At 70.8% G+C, this 14651-nt stretch carries 13 protein-coding genes and 1 pseudogene; 4 read left to right on the forward strand and 10 right to left on the reverse strand.

The features are described from left to right. Positions 1 to 158: 158 nt before the first annotated feature. The 6 genes from ACTJJP_RS03675 to ACTJJP_RS03700 are packed head-to-tail and all read right to left on the reverse strand — an operon-like array spanning position 159 to position 4509. Positions 159 to 974, reverse strand: a complete 816-nt coding sequence (locus tag ACTJJP_RS03675) for an SseB family protein (protein ID WP_440773680.1) — start codon at positions 972 to 974, stop codon at positions 159 to 161. After that, the gene (gene priA, locus ACTJJP_RS03680) at positions 958 to 1704 is read right to left on the reverse strand and encodes a bifunctional 1-(5-phosphoribosyl)-5-((5-phosphoribosylamino)methylideneamino)imidazole-4-carboxamide isomerase/phosphoribosylanthranilate isomerase PriA (protein ID WP_440773681.1); all 747 of its coding nucleotides are present in this window, start codon (positions 1702 to 1704) and stop codon (positions 958 to 960) included. The genes ACTJJP_RS03675 and priA overlap by 17 nt, the downstream gene beginning before the upstream one ends. 46 nt (positions 1705 to 1750) lie before the next feature. Then, positions 1751 to 2401 (reverse strand): imidazole glycerol phosphate synthase subunit HisH, encoded by a 651-nt coding sequence (hisH, locus tag ACTJJP_RS03685; RefSeq protein ID WP_440773682.1) that lies wholly within the window; start codon positions 2399 to 2401, stop codon positions 1751 to 1753. After that, positions 2398 to 3012: an imidazoleglycerol-phosphate dehydratase HisB gene (gene hisB, locus ACTJJP_RS03690; RefSeq protein ID WP_440773683.1), complete on the reverse strand. Its 615-nt coding sequence runs from the start codon at positions 3010 to 3012 to the stop codon at positions 2398 to 2400. Before hisB ends, hisH begins: the two co-directional genes overlap by 4 nt. Beyond that, complete coding sequence (locus tag ACTJJP_RS03695; RefSeq protein ID WP_440773684.1) at positions 3009 to 4103, reverse strand: histidinol-phosphate transaminase; 1095 nt, start codon at positions 4101 to 4103, stop codon at positions 3009 to 3011. The genes hisB and ACTJJP_RS03695 overlap by 4 nt, the downstream gene beginning before the upstream one ends. A gap of 55 nt (positions 4104 to 4158) precedes the next feature. After that, positions 4159 to 4509: a LysM peptidoglycan-binding domain-containing protein gene (locus ACTJJP_RS03700; RefSeq protein ID WP_440773685.1), complete on the reverse strand. Its 351-nt coding sequence runs from the start codon at positions 4507 to 4509 to the stop codon at positions 4159 to 4161. 258 nt (positions 4510 to 4767) lie between these two features. Between ACTJJP_RS03700 and lexA the strand changes: the two genes are divergently transcribed. From lexA to ACTJJP_RS03715, 3 genes are all read left to right on the forward strand, one after another. Further along, the gene (gene lexA / locus ACTJJP_RS03705; protein WP_440773686.1) at positions 4768 to 5454 is read left to right on the forward strand and encodes a transcriptional repressor LexA; all 687 of its coding nucleotides are present in this window, start codon (positions 4768 to 4770) and stop codon (positions 5452 to 5454) included. Between the two features lie 134 nt (positions 5455 to 5588). After that, complete coding sequence (locus ACTJJP_RS03710; RefSeq protein WP_440773687.1) at positions 5589 to 6548, forward strand: hypothetical protein; 960 nt, start codon at positions 5589 to 5591, stop codon at positions 6546 to 6548. A 48-nt stretch (positions 6549 to 6596) separates the two neighbouring features. Then, positions 6597 to 8489: a S9 family peptidase gene (locus tag ACTJJP_RS03715; RefSeq protein WP_440773688.1), complete on the forward strand. Its 1893-nt coding sequence runs from the start codon at positions 6597 to 6599 to the stop codon at positions 8487 to 8489. Positions 8490 to 8636: 147 nt separating this feature from the next. Here the strand turns inward: ACTJJP_RS03715 and hflX are convergent, their stop codons facing one another. Beyond that, on the reverse strand, positions 8637 to 10154 hold the full coding sequence (hflX, locus tag ACTJJP_RS03720; protein ID WP_440773689.1) for a GTPase HflX: 1518 nt from the start codon (positions 10152 to 10154) through the stop codon (positions 8637 to 8639). A gap of 100 nt (positions 10155 to 10254) precedes the next feature. Between hflX and ACTJJP_RS03725 the strand changes: the two genes are divergently transcribed. Continuing rightward, a complete protein-coding gene (locus ACTJJP_RS03725; protein ID WP_440773690.1) occupies positions 10255 to 10899 on the forward strand; it encodes a class I SAM-dependent methyltransferase in 645 nt (214 codons plus the stop codon). Between the two features lie 137 nt (positions 10900 to 11036). On the opposite strand, the pseudogene dapF reads toward ACTJJP_RS03725, so the two are convergent. The 3 genes and pseudogenes from dapF to miaB all read right to left on the reverse strand — a co-directional run bounded on the left by dapF (position 11037) and on the right by miaB (position 14519). Further along, positions 11037 to 11869 (reverse strand): annotated as a pseudogene (gene dapF / locus ACTJJP_RS03730) (diaminopimelate epimerase). A 176-nt stretch (positions 11870 to 12045) separates the two neighbouring features. Beyond that, entirely contained in the window at positions 12046 to 12975 is a 930-nt protein-coding gene (miaA, locus tag ACTJJP_RS03735) for a tRNA (adenosine(37)-N6)-dimethylallyltransferase MiaA (RefSeq protein WP_440773691.1), read from the reverse strand. After that, positions 12972 to 14519, reverse strand: a complete 1548-nt coding sequence (gene miaB / locus ACTJJP_RS03740) for a tRNA (N6-isopentenyl adenosine(37)-C2)-methylthiotransferase MiaB (protein WP_440773692.1) — start codon at positions 14517 to 14519, stop codon at positions 12972 to 12974. Before miaB ends, miaA begins: the two co-directional genes overlap by 4 nt. Positions 14520 to 14651: the final 132 nt, after the last annotated feature.

Here is a 14651-nt window from a genome sequence, read left to right on the forward strand (position 1 = left end):
CACCCCTCCGCCGTGTGCCGCGGGACGACTCCTCCGTGACACCCGTGGGGGTATGAGAGGCGTCGTCGCGCCGTGTGCCGCGCGCCGACTGCCCCGGGATGATCGGAAGGTCCCTGAGCCTGTCGAAGGGACCGGAGCACGCGGCGCGCCGGGGACGGTCAGACGTCGGCGCTGCGGTGCAACTTCACCGTGAGCGAGTCGACGAGTACGGCGATGCGGTCATCGGACGCCCACCGCCGCGCGATGCGCGCGAGAACGGCATCCAGCTCGTCCTGCTCCAGGCCGGACATGAGCTGCAGGTGTACCACCAGCTCCGGTCCGCGCAGACGCCCGGTGGGGTCGCCCGGCTCCACCGCGAGGTCGAGCACCGCCAGTTCGCCCGAGATGCTCTGCTGCAGACCCGTGAAGACCGTCGGCGACGTGTGAGCGGACTCCCACGCCTCACCCTGGGCGATCGCCCACACAGCGGGGCGGCGGATGACGAACTCCGTCTCGGATCCGGGATCGACGACGATCAGCTCGGTGTCCTCCGATGCCGCGGCCAGCGCCGTGCGTCGGCCGTCCGCGGGAACGGGGCGTGCCGTGGCATCCCAGGTCTGTAATGCCGTGACGGAGGTGAACACCGGAAGGACCTTGCGCCCGTCGGGGGCTGCAACGGTGACGATCGACAGCTCCTGGGTCTTGTCGACTTCGAGCCCGTGCGCGCCGATACTGTGATCGCCCTTCTCGGCGACGAGCGGGATCAGCAGGCGCGCCTCGCGGTAGGCGTCGACCACCGCTCGCGCGTCGCCCTCCGCTGCCCGGAACGCGAGAAGCGCCGCCAGGAGCGCCGGATCGGCCGACCCGTCGTCGCCCGAATGAGGATTGGGTGAGAAGCTGCGCCCCTCCCACGGGAGACCCGCGGAGTCGGCCCCGGCGCCGTGCGGGCCGTGGCCGTGCGGGCCGTCGTCGGGACCGTCAGTGTCCGGCGACATCCAGAGCCTCAGCGAGCGTGAACTGCCCCGCGTAGAGCGCCTTGCCGACGATCGCACCCTCGACACCCAGGGGCACGAGGTCGCGCAACGCCACGATGTCGTCCAGGCTCGACACACCGCCGGATGCCACGATCGGCTTCGGGGTGCGCTGTGTCATCTCGCGCAACAACTCGATGTTGGGGCCGCGGAGGGTGCCGTCCTTGGTGACGTCGGTGACGACGTAGCGGCTGCAGCCGGCGTCCTCGAGGCGCTCCAGCACGGTCCAGAGGTCGCCGCCGTCGCGCGTCCAGCCGCGAGCGGCCAGCGTGGTGCCGCGGACGTCGAGGCCGACGGCGATGGCCTCGCCGTAGCGGTTGATGACGTCGGCCGCCCACTCGGGGTTCTCCAGCGCAGCGGTACCGAGGTTGATACGGCTCGCGCCGCTCTCGAGCGCGGCCTCGAGCGTGCGGTCGTCGCGGATGCCGCCTGACAGCTCCACCTGCACGCCCTTGACCTGCTTGATGACCTTGCGCATCACGCCGGCGTTGCTGCCTCGGCCGAAGGCGGCGTCGAGGTCGACAAGGTGGATCCACTGCGCGCCCTGGCGGGCGAAGTCGGCAGCCGCGTCGACCGGGTCGCCGTAACTGGTCTCCGTGCCGGCCTCGCCCTGGGTCAAGCGGACGGCTTTGCCGTCGGCCACATCGACCGCCGGAAGCAGCACAAGTTCGGGCGTGGACGCGAAATCGTTCATGGCTCCTCGCACCCTTCGGCGCATCTCGCCGAGCCGGGGCACGAGGTCACACAGTAGTCGCGCGCAGCCCGTCGATCCAATTGGCGAGGAGGCGGATGCCGGCTTCCCCCGACTTCTCGGGGTGGAACTGGGTCGCGGCCAGCGGACCGTTCTCGACCGCCGCGATGAAGGGCGCACCGTACGTGCACCAGGTCACGGACGGCTGCGGGAACGGCGGGACGACGTCCAACTGCCACTCCTGGGCGGCGTAGGAGTGCACGAAGTAGAACCGCTCCCGCTCGATGCCCTCGAACAGGCGGGAACCTTCTCCCGGGGCGACGGTGTTCCAGCCCATGTGCGGCAGCACGGGTGCCCTGAGCTCGGCGACCGTGCCCGGCCACTCCCCCAGCCCAGACGTGTCGGTGCCGCGCTCGATCCCGCGCTCGAACATGACCTGCATGCCGACGCAGATGCCGAGGACCGGTCGCCCCCCGGCCAGGCGGCGGTCGATGATCTCGCCGCCGCGGCTGGCGTTCAACGAGTCCATGACCGCGCGGAACGCGCCGACGCCGGGCACGAGGAGTCCGTCGGCGTCGAGCAGCAGCGACCGGTCAGAGGTCAGACGCGCGTCGGCGCCGGCTTCGACGAGCGCCTTGACAGCGGAGTGGACGTTGCCCGAACCGTAGTCGAGGACCGCGACGACGGGCTTGGCCGTCACAGCGCGCCCTTGGTGCTCGGGATGCCGTCGACGAGGGGGTCGAGCGTCTTTGCCTGACGGAAGGCTCGGGCGAGTGCCTTGTACTCCGCCTCGGCGATGTGGTGCGGGTCGCGGCCACCGAGGACGCGCACGTGCACGGTCAACCCCGCGTGGATCGAGATCGCCTCGAACGAGTGGCGCACCAGCGAGCCCGTGAAGTGGCCGCCGATGAGGTGGTGCTCGAAGCCGGCGGGCTCCCCGGTGTGCACGAGATACGGCCGACCGCTGATGTCGACCACGGCCTGCGCCAGCGCCTCGTCGAGCGGCACGAGGGCATCGCCGTACCGCGCGATGCCGGACTTGTCGCCCAACGCCTGCCGGATGGCCTGGCCGAGCACGATCGAGGTGTCTTCGACGGTGTGGTGCGCATCGATGTGGGTGTCGCCGTTGGCGCGCACGCGCAGGTCGGTCAGCGAGTGCTTCGCGAAGGCGGTCAGCATGTGGTCGAAGAACGGCACCGTGGTCTGGATGTCGCTCGCACCGCGTCCGTCGAGATCGAGCTCGAGCTCGATGTGCGACTCACTCGTCTCGCGCGTGATCGAGGCGGTGCGGGGCGTGGCGGGGCGGGTCATGATCGGGATCCTATCGAGGCGAGGGCGTCGAGGAACGCGGTGGTCTCGTCGGCCGTTCCGGCCGAGACGCGAAGGTGGTGCGGGATCCCCACGTCGCGGATGAGCACGCCGCGGTCGTAGAGCGCCTTCCAGGTCGCGGCCGGGTCGTCGACTCCTCCGAACAGCACGAAGTTCGTCCACGACTCGTGCGCCGTGTACCCCAGTGCCGACACGGTCGCGGAGAGGCGATCGCGCTGGGCGACGATCTCGTCGACCATCCCCAGCATGGTCTCGGCGTGACCCAACGCGGCGGTCGCCGCCGCCTGGGTCAACGCGCTCAAGTGGTAGGGCAGGCGCACCAGGCGGAGGGCGTCGACGAAGGCCGGGTCGGCCGCGAGATAGCCCACGCGCGCGCCGGCGAAGGCGAAGGCCTTGCTCATCGTTCGAGAGACGACCAACCGCGGCCGGCCGGGAAGGAGCGCGACGGCGGACGGCTCGTCACGGGGGGCGAACTCCTCGTACGCCTCGTCGACGATGACGACGCCGTCGGTCGCGTCGTAGACCGCCTCGATGACCTCGCGCCGGAGCGGGGTGCCCGTGGGGTTGTTGGGCGCGCAGAGGAAGACCACGTCGGGACGCTGCTCGCGCACCTGCGCGGCGGCGGACTCCGCTGTCAAGGAGAAATCGTGTTCCCGGTGACCGGCGATCCATCGCGCCCCGGTCGCGCGCGTGAGGATCGGATACATCGAGTAGGTCGGCGCGAAGCCCATCGCGGTGCGACCAGGGCCGCCGAACGCCTGCAGGATGTGCTGCAGCACCTCGTTCGAGCCGTTCGCCGCCCAGATCTGCTCGGCACCGAGGCCGTGGCCCAGATAGTGCGCGAACGCCTCACGCAGTCCCGTGAACTCGCGGTCGGGATAGCGATTGACATCGTGCAGTGCCCGGGCGACGGCATCCAGGATGTCGTCGGCGACCTCCGACGGAACGGGATGCGTGTTCTCGTTCACGTTCAGCGCCACGGGAAGCGGCGCTTGCGGTGCTCCATACGGGGTCATCCCCCGCAGATCGTCGCGAAGAGGCAGGTCGTCGAGGCGTACGGTCACCTCACCCATCGTAGGCGGCGGGCGTCTTGGCGACTCACGCGGCATGGCCGACGCGAAGAGGACGTCAGTTCGCAGGAGCGTACTCGGAGGGGATCGCGATGCGCTGACCGGCCGCCACGGAGCCTCCGGGCAGAGCGTTGAGACGGGAGATCTCGGCGACGACATCACGCGGATCGGCCGTGGGCGCGAGCTCTTCGGCGATCGACCACAGGGTGTCGCCGCTCATCACGGTGACCTCGGAGAAGGAACCGACGGACGCCCCGGCGTCGTTCGAGGCCAGCGCGGAACCTCCACCGACGATCGCGACGCCGAGAGCGATGACGAGCGGCAATGACACCAGGAAGGCGGCGACGCGGCGACCCCGCGGCGTGATGCGCAGGCGGGTGGTGGGGGCGGAGATGGCGATGCTGGTCATGGTGTGCTCCTCAGTGGGGAGAGATTCGCACCCCTCCCTCGGCCGGGAGGGCGAGGCGCGAATCTGTCTTCCGAATGTATCTTCGATACTGCGAGAGTGTCAAGACCGCGTCTGTCGGAGACGAATCGAACGCGACACGCGTGAGCTTCCGTGTGTTTCGCCTCGTCCACCGGATACGGTTTCGACACGGAGACCTCATCACCAACCTCCGACATTCGAATTTCCGCCGCCCTTCCCGCGGCGCGAGGGGAGCACCAGATGACCGACGCGACGACCGCCGGCCGCGAACGACCGCAGACGCGTCGGCGCAAGAGCCTCAGCGACAAGCAGCTCGCCATCCTCGAGGTCATCCAGCGATCGATCGCGCGGCACGGTTATCCGCCGAGCATGCGCGAGATCGGCGACGCGGTCGGCTTGAAGTCGCTGTCGAGCGTCACCCATCAGCTGAATCAGCTCGAGCTCAGCGGCTACCTGCGCCGCGACCCGGGGAAGACCCGCGCCATGGAGGTGCTGATCGACCTCCCCGGCACCGCCGCCGAGAATCCGGCCGACGCCGCGCCCTCGGTGGGCGACGCCGCCCTCGTACCCCTGGTGGGCCGCATCGCCGCGGGCGTGCCCATCACCGCCGACCAGCAGGTGGAGGAGATCTTCCCCCTCCCCCGCCAGCTCGTGGGCAAGGGCGAGCTGTTCATGCTCAAGGTCTCGGGCGACTCGATGATCGATGCGGCGATCTGTGACGGGGACTGGGTGGTCGTGCGCTCGCAGGCGAACGCCGAGAACGGCGAGATCGTGGCCGCCATGCTCGACGGCGAAGCCACCGTGAAGACGTTCCGTCGCCGCGACGGCCACACATGGCTCCTCCCCCGCAATAGTGCGTTCGAGCCCATCCTCGGCGACGAGGCCGTCGTGCTCGGCCGCATCGTGGCGGTGCTGCGCGCGGTCTGACGCCTTCGCTCACGGACGGGGACACGGGAAGTCCCCCTGGCGCGGGAATGCGGTGTGCGGCTGTCCACAGCCCGGAACGGGAGGGACACGCGGCGCAGCTATCATGACCGGACGCGCAAGAGAAGGCGAGAGCCGTGTCCTCCACTCCTTCCCCCGGCGACTCCCCGTCGGCCACCGCCGAGAGCGTCGACCATCATGCCTGGCGTCCGCGTGCGCGTCGAAGCACCCTTGTTCTCGGTGCCGCGCTGGCAGTATCCGTCGCCGTAGCGGGAGCGGGGTTCTTCTGGTTCTCCTCGCAACTGTCGGAATCGCGCTCTCGCATCACCGATCAGCAGGAACAGATCCAGCAGCAGCAGCGGCAGATCGATGAGCAGAAGGGTCTGATCGAGCGCAAAGAGCAGTTCGGCGCCGCCATGGCCGATCTCTACGCGACGATCGATCCGCTGATCGGCCTTCCGTACGCCTCAGTCGTCCCCTGGACCGAGATCGACGCTTTCGCCGGCCGCGCCTGGCAGCATCGATGGACCGCCGGCGCGCTGAGTCGAGACGTCGTCGACGTCGAGGCGTTCACCGCCCTGTTGGCCAACCGAGCGGCGGCGGCGCGTGGTCAAGCCTCGACCAATGCCACGGGAACCCCGTGGGAGGCCACCCTCGACCGCCTCGGTGGAGGATGGGTCAGCATGGCCTTCGACGAGACCGATCGCCCGTGCGGTCTCGACGCCATGGCGTGCGTCTCGGAGGGCGCCCCCTTCATCGTCCACGTCAGCGGAGACACGCGAGACGACCCCCAATTGACGGACTGGATCCGCACCGGCGTCGCCTACCACGAGTACGCGCACGTCCTGCAGTTCACCAACCCCGAAGAGACGGCGTCCGCCCTCACGGCCTTCGCCGGAGACATGGAGACCATGGCGGACTGCTACGCCCTGACATTCCTGGACGGATGGTCGCTGGAGCACGAGGTGCCCATCGACGACCTCTCGTACTGGGAGGTCAGCGTCGGATACGGCTACACCTGCGATGACGCGCAACGCCAGGTCATCCGCGACTGGGTGGGCGGACTCGGCGTGCAGAGGCGGCCCGTCGGGGCGTGACGACGGCGCCCGCTTCGCGTGTCGGAGGGGGTCCGTAGGGTGGGAGCCATGGCAGACACCCTCCCCTACGGCTCCTGGCCCTCGCCGATCACCCCCGAGTCGGTGGCGCAGTCCACCCCGCGCGTCGACGGTGCACGGATGGTCGGCGACGAGGTGTGGTGGGGCGAGTCCGTCCCCGCCGAGGCCGGCCGGGTCGCGGTGAAGCGTCGCCGCGCCGACGGTGTGATCGAGACACTCCTCCCGGCTCCCTCCAACGCCCGCTCGGCGGTCCACGAGTACGGCGGCGGAGCCTGGACCGCATCCGACGAGGGCGATCTCTACTACGTCGAGAAGACCGACCAGCGGGTGTACGCCCTGCGTCCGGGCGGTGCGGTGCGAGCCCTGACCCCGGCCGATGACGCGGCGCGACACGGCGGTCTGCGTTTCGAGCACGGCACGCTCCTGGCGGTCCGCGAGACGCACGGCGCCGGGCGCGTCCCGGCGCGAGCGATCGTGCGCATCGCGACCGACGACTCCCACACCATCGAGGTGCTCGCCGAGGGCAGCGATTTCCTCGCGCAGCCCGCCCTCAGCCCCGACGGAGGGCGCCTCGCGTGGATCGCGTGGAACCATCCCGACATGCCCTGGGACGCCACGACCCTGCGCGTCGCCGACCTCGCTTCCGGAGAGGTGCGCGACCTCGCGGGCGGCGGCGATCGTGCGCCCCTGCAGCCCGTCTGGCTCGCCGACGACGAACTGCTGTACGCCGACGATCCCGATGGCCGCTGGAACCTCTTCCGCCATCCCCTCGACGGTCGCGCACAGCCGGTCGCACCGGCGGACGCCGACACGGGCGGAGGGCTGTGGGTCCTCGGCACCCGCTGGTTCGGCGCGGCGGGCGACGGCCGTATCGTCGCGGTGCGGACGGACGGTGCCGACGAGATCGTCGAGATCGCCCCGTCGGGCGTCCGTCCGCTCGATGTACCCGTGGTGGCCGGCGCCGCCGTCGACGACGCGCGCGGCGACCGGGTGCTGATCTCGGGCGCCGACGCCGCCGGCCGCTCCGGCCTGTGGCTGGTCGACCTCGACTCCGGCGTCGTCGACCTCGTGACGGGGGGTTCCGGCCCGTGGGGTGGCGAATGGATGCCGTCTGCGCGCGCGCTCGAGACCGAGGGGCCGCACGGCCCGGTGCACGCCTTCGCCTACGCGCCCACGCATCCCGACGTCACGGCCCCCGCGGGCGAGCGCCCTCCGTACGTCGTCCTCGTGCACGGGGGCCCGACCTCCCACGTCGGCCCCGCACCGTCAGCGAAAACGGCGTTCTTCACGAGTCGTGGCATCGGCGTGCTCGACGTCAACTACGGGGGCTCCACCGGATACGGGCGCGCCTACCGCGACCGCCTCGCCGGGCAGTGGGGCGTGGTCGACGTCGATGACGTCGCCGCGGCGGCATCGGCCCTCGCCGCGGCGGGACTCGCCGACCCCGAGCGCCTCGCCGTCGCGGGCGGCTCCGCGGGCGGATGGACCGTGCTCGCCGCCGTCACCCGCACCGATGTGTTCTCGGCGGGCATCTCCCGCTACGGAGTCGGCGACGCCCGCGCCCTGGCCGAAGACACCCACGACTTCGAAGCGCGATACCTCGACGGTCTCATCGGACCGCTGCCCGAAGCGGAACAGGTGTACATCGAGCGGTCTCCGCTCAGTCGTCCCGAGCGGTTCCGCGTGCCGCTGCTGATCCTGCAGGGCACCGAAGACCGGGTGGTGCCGCCGTCGCAGGCCGAGGCGATCCGCGACGCCCTGGCTGCGCACGGCGTCCCCCACGCCTACGTGCTGTACGAGGGAGAGGGCCACGGTTTCCGCCGTGCAGAGACGGTCGTCGACTCCCTGGAGCGCGAACTCGGCTTCCTCGGCGCCGTCTTCGGCTTCGAGACCCCCGGTGTGGCGGCGCTGGAACTCGACTGATCTGCGGCCATCCCGCGCAACGGGACTGATGGGGCGACCGCACCCGCCGCCGTCCCCTGCCCAAGGCAGCCGAGAGTTCTGGTCGTCCGCCGAACCGGACGCGAAGAACCCCGCCGAACAAACGTCGGCGGGGTTCTCGCTCGCGTGTCACGCCGCGAAAGGCTCCAACTCCGCCGCGAGACGGGCGCCCACGTGGGCGTGCAGGAACGTTCCGGTCTCTCGGTGCTCCTGCGCCAGGATCAGCCCGCTCTCGTGGATGGCCGACACCAGGTCGCCGCGGTCGTACGGAACGACCGCCTGCACCTCTACCGCCGGAAGGGGCAGGGCCTCTTCGATGGCGGCGCGCAGCTCGTCGATCCCCTCTCCGGTGCGGGAGGAGACGAACTTCGCCTTCGGCGCGAGACCGCGAAGAACGAGCCGGTCATCATCGGTGACCAGGTCGGCCTTGTTGAAGACCACGATCTCCTGACCGAAGTTCGCGTCGACGTCGCCCATCACATCGCGCACCGTCATCAGCTGCGCAGCCGGGTCGGGGTGCGAGGCGTCGACGACGTGCAGGATGACGTCGGCGTCGCCGACCTCCTCGAGGGTCGAGCGGAAAGCCTCGACCAGCTGGTGCGGAAGGTTGCGCACGAAGCCGACCGTATCGGTGAGGGTGTAGACGCGACCGTCACTCGTCTCAGAGCGACGGACCGTGGCATCCAGCGTGGCGAACAGGGCGTTCTCGACGAGCACGCCGGCGCTGGTGAGGCGGTTCAGCAGACTCGACTTGCCGGCGTTGGTGTAGCCGGCGATGGCGACCGAGGGGATCGTGTGGCGCTTGCGCTCGGCACGCTTGGCCTCGCGCGCGGGCGCGAAGTCGCGCAGCTGCTTGCGCAACAGCGCCATCTTCGTGCGGATGCGCCGACGGTCGAGCTCGATCTTCGTCTCACCCGGCCCGCGCGAGCCCATGCCCGCCCCGCCCGCGCCGACCTGTCCACCGGCCTGACGCGACATCGAGTCACCCCATCCGCGCAGACGCGGGAGGAGGTACTCGAGCTGCGCCAGCTCGACCTGCGCCTTGCCCTCGCGACTCTTGGCATGCTGGCTGAAGATGTCGAGGATGACCGTCGTGCGGTCGATCACCTTCACCTTCACGACATCTTCGAGCGCGCGCCGCTGGCTCGGTGCGAGTTCGGTGTCGGCGATCACGGTGTCCGCGCCGACCGCGGCGACGATGTCGCGCAGCTCGGCCGCCTTGCCGCGTCCGACATAGGTCGCGGGATCCGGATGGGGTCGACGCTGCAGCACGCCGTCGAGCACGACCGCGCCGGCCGTCTCGGCCAGGGCCGACAGCTCCCGCAGCGAGTTCTCGGCATCCGCCTGCTCGCCCTGGGGGTGCACGCCCACGAGCACGACGTTCTCGAGGCGCAGCTGGCGGTACTCGACCTCGGTGACGTCTTCGAGCTCGGTGGAGAGTCCGGCGACGCGGCGGAGCGCGGCGCGCTCCTCGCGGTCCCACTGGTCGCCGTCGGCATCGCCGCCGTAGGCGGTGGTGGCATCCTGGAGCGCCTGCGCTGCACCGAAGACCCGGACCCCGCGATGCGCTTCGGCGCGCGAGAGCACGCGGTCCACCGGGTCGACCGGCGACGCGTCGATGCTCGGGGGTGTGGTCTGTTCGGTCATGTGTTCCTTTCGGCCGCGGACCCTGCCGCGGCGGTGATCTCGGTGTTCTGGCACTTTATCCGTCCCGACGCCCGAGGGGCCGGTCGGATATCCTGGCGTGATGGGGAGCGAGCACTACTTCAGCGCGTCGCCGTCGAGTCCCGAGCAGCTCCGTCGCATCCGTGTGACACTCGCCGGTCGTGAGCTCGAGGTGGTCACGGCGGGCGGCGTCTTCAGTCCCGATCACGTGGATGCCGGAACCTCGGTGCTGCTCGCCAACACCCCTCCCCCTCCCGCCGGCGGGCACTTCCTCGACCTGGGGTGCGGGTGGGGTCCGATCTCGCTGTCGCTGGCGCTCGCCTCACCGCACGCGACCATCTGGGCGGTCGACGTCAACGAGCGTGCTCTCGATCTCGTGAGACGCAACGCGCAGACGTATGGCCTCACGAATGTCAACGCCGTGCGCCCCGAGGATGTTCCCGCCGAGATCTCGTTCCGCACCATCCGCTCGAACCCGCCGATCCGCGTGGGCAAGAGCGAGTTGCACGGCATGCTGCAGCAGTGGATCCCCCGCATGTCGGAGCGTTCGGACGGGTGGTTCGTCGTGCAACGCAACCTGGGTTCGGACTCCCTCCAGCGGTGGCTCGCCGCGACCTTCGTCGACGGCTACAGCGTGCAGCGGGCCGCGACCGGCCGCGGGTTCCGCGTGATCCGCGTCCGCCGCCACGGCTCGCCGCCGAGCGAGCCCATCGACATCATCGCCTGACGGTCACCGCGACGCAGGTCTGGAGCAGGGATGCCGAGGTCGCACGTTCGGTACGAGGTCACGCGCTCGGGCGGTCTCCGTCGCCGTGATCTCGAGCCGATTTCGCGACCTCGACCCGAAGCCGGGAGGGCGACACCTCAGGCGAGCGCGACCTCGCCGGTGAACACCAAGGACGCGGGGCCTGACAGGAACACCCGCCCGCCGGACACGCGCACGCCGAGGGTACCGCCCGGGGTGTCGACCACCCAGTGATCGGGGGCAGCCGGACCCGCCCAGTGCCGCACGGCGAGCGCGGCCGCGGCCACGCCGGTGCCGCAGCTCAGCGTCTCGCCGACGCCGCGCTCGAACACCCGGAGGCGGATCGCACCGACACCGTCGCGCACGAGCGGATCGGCCGGGACGACGAACTCCACGTTCGCGCCGTGCCGAGGAGCGGGGTCGAGCACCGGCTGATACGCGAGATCGAGACCGTCGAGTTCAGCGTCGGACGACAGGGCGACGACCACGTGCGGGTTGCCCACGTCGATGCCGACGCCCGGGCGTGCCACCGACAGCCCCTTCGCGCGGACGAGGGTCTCATCGGCATCCACCGCGAAGACCCCGAGGTCGACCTCGAAACCGCGGTCGCTGCGGGTGAGCGTCTTGACACCGGCGCGGGTGCCGATGCGCAAGCCCTCGTCGATCGACGCGAGGCCGGTGTCGGTGAGATACCGCGCGAAGACGCGGGTGCCGTTGCCGCACATCTCGGCCTCGGAGCCGTCGGCGTTGCGGTAGTCCATGAACCACTCGGCACCGGATGCCGCGGCATCCGCGCCCTNACGCGGAGCAGTCCGTCGGCACCGATTCCGAAGTGACGGTCGCACAGGGCCGCGATCTGCGCGTCGGAGAGGTCGAGCTCTCCGTCGGGATCGGCCACCACCACGAAGTCGTTGCCGGTGCCGTGGCCCTTGGTGAACGGGAGAGTCGCCATGCGTCCAGTCTAGGGAGCGGCTCGCCGTGGTCGCTCGGTCGACGCGAGCGGGAGCAGTACCGACGACGAGGCGTGTCCCGGAGCGGCTCCTCTCCGAGCGACCGCCCCGCCCTGTCCCGACGGACGGGGCGACGGCGGTCGGCTCGCGGGGAGCGCGAAAGGACGGACCCGGTCCGTCAGGCGCCGTCCCGTCCCCCGGCGGCGAGACGAGCCGCATCCACGCGGCGTGCGTCGACCCATGCGGCTCCGACGTAGCGCCGGAACCACGACACCTGGCGGCGCGCGTACCGCCGGGTGAGCGACTGCGTCTGGGCGATGGCCTCCTCACGCGTCAGCCCGCCGTGGAGGTGCGCGAGAGCCTGCGCGTAGCCGATCGCCCGCCCGGCGGTCACCCCCCGCTCGAGGCCGTCCGCGCGCAACGCCTGAACCTCGTCGACGAGCCCCCGCTCCCACATGCGCTCGACACGGGCGTCGAGCATCGGCACGAGCTCGTCCCGGTCGATCGCGGTGGCGACGATGCGCGTGCGCGGATGCCAGAACTCCGGCGCGTCCGGAAGCGCCCCGCCGTGCGTCTCACCGCCCTGCGCCAGGACCTCCAGGGCCCGCACTACACGGCGTCCGTTGCGCGGGTCGATGCGCCCGGCCGCGACCGGGTCGGCGTCGCGCAGTCGCGCGTACAGAGCGCCCGCCCCCTCGGTCTCCAGCTCCGCCTCCAACCGGGCGCGCAGGGCTTCGTCGCGCGGGGGGAAGCGGAAGTCCCACAGCACGCTCGAGACGTACAGTCCCGACCCCCCGACGAGGATGGCGTCCGCGCCGCGGGCATGGATGTCGCCGACGGCCGTGCGGGCGGCATCCTGATACCAGGCGACCGCGGCCTCATCGGTCACGGCGAGGGCGTCGAAGAGGTGATGAGGGATGCCGCGGCGCTCGGCGACCGCGATCTTGGCGGTGCCGATGTCCATGCCACGGTAGAGCTGCATCGCGTCGGCGTTGACGATCTCGGCGGGGCGCCCGCGGGCAGCCAGTGCGTCGGCGAGGTCGAGCGAGAGGCCGGTCTTGCCGGTCCCCGTCGCGCCGACGACCGCCCAGAGGACCGGCGCGGTCACACGCCGGCGCGGAGGGTGGGAAGACCGAGCGATACCGCGCGCGGCGCGCCGCTCTCGCCGACCGGCACGGGCACGCCGCACGACTCGGCCTGCGCGCGATCCCAGGCGTCTCCCGCGCGCGTGCGACGGATCCGCAGGGGCGCGCCGTCGGGTGAGTCGGCGAGCAAGTGGAAGGGCGCGGCATGCGTGACCGTCGCCGAGACCACGTCGCCGGGTCGCGGCACGGGGGTCCCCGCGGGCACCTCGACGTGCACGAGCCGGTTGTCTTCGGCACGGCCGGTGAGGCGGTGCGTCTCGGCGTCCTTCTTGCCCTCGCCCGCCGAGATGAGCACCTCGAGGGTGCGACCGAGCTGCGTGCGGTTCTCTTCGGCGGAGATCCGGTCCTGGAGGGCGGTGAGTCGCTCGTAGCGTTCCTGCACGACGGCCTTCGGTACCTGGTCGGCCATCGTGGCCGCCGGGGTGCCCTCGCGGATCGAATACTGGAAGGTGAAGGCGCTCGAGAAGCGGGAGGCCTCCACCACGCGCAGGGTCTCTTGGAAGTCCTCCTCGGTCTCGCCGGGGAAGCCGACGATGATGTCGGTCGTGATCGCCGCGTTCGGGATGCGCTCGCGCACACGGTCCAGGATGCCGAGGAACTTCTCACCGCGGTACGACCGGCGCATCGCCTTGAGGATGCGGTCGGAGCCGGACTGCAGCGGCATGTGGAGCTGCGGCATGACGGCCGGGGTCTCCGCCATCGCGGCGATGACGTCGTCGGTGAAGGCCGCGGGGTGGGGGCTCGTGAACCGGATGCGCTCGAGGCCCTCGATCTCCCCCGCGGCGCGCAGCAGCTTGCCGAAGGCGAGGCGGTCGCCGAACTCCACGCCGTAGGAGTTCACGTTCTGTCCGAGCAACGTGACCTCGATCGCGCCGTCGTCGACGAGCAGACGGATCTCGCTCAGGATGTCGCCCGGGCGACGATCCTTCTCTTTGCCGCGCAGGCTCGGCACGATGCAGAACGTGCAGGTGTTGTTGCACCCCACGGAGATCGACACCCAGCCGCTGTGGATCGAATCCCGCTTCGTGGGAAGGGTGGACGGGAAGATCTCCAGCGACTCGAGGATCTCGAGCTCGGCCTCGCCGTTGTGCCGGGCGCGCTCGAGCATGCCGGGAAGCGACCCCATGTTGTGCGTGCCGAAGACCACGTCGACCCACGGCGCCTTCTTCTGGACGGCCTCTTTGTCCATCTGGGCCAAGCAGCCGCCGACGGCGATCTGCATCCCCTCGTGCGCGTCTTTGCGCGACTTGAGGTGGCCGAGGGTGCCGTACAGCTTGCCCGCCGCGTTGTCGCGGACGGCGCACGTGTTGATGACGACGACGTCGGCCTCGACGCCCGCATCGGCCCGCACGTACCCGGCGCTCTCCAGCGAACCGGAGAGACGCTCGGAATCGTGGACGTTCATCTGGCATCCGAAGGTGCGGACTTCGTAGGTACGTGGACCCTGCGCGCCCTGCGCGGCGGAGGACGGTGCGATCAGCGTCGGGGAGGAAACGGGGGTGGTCATGATGCGTGCAAGTCTAAGCGGCCCACTCCGGGGCCGCACGGGTCGTCGGGCCCCCGCCCGGGCGTCCCCGTGGCGCGATCCGAGCAGAAGCCTGCGTGCACCGGACGTCCCCTGCGCGACCGCGGCGATAGC

Origin of the sequence: Microbacterium sp. 22296, assembly GCF_052045385.1 — a bacterium.
In the GTDB taxonomy this organism is placed as follows: domain Bacteria; phylum Actinomycetota; class Actinomycetes; order Actinomycetales; family Microbacteriaceae; genus Microbacterium.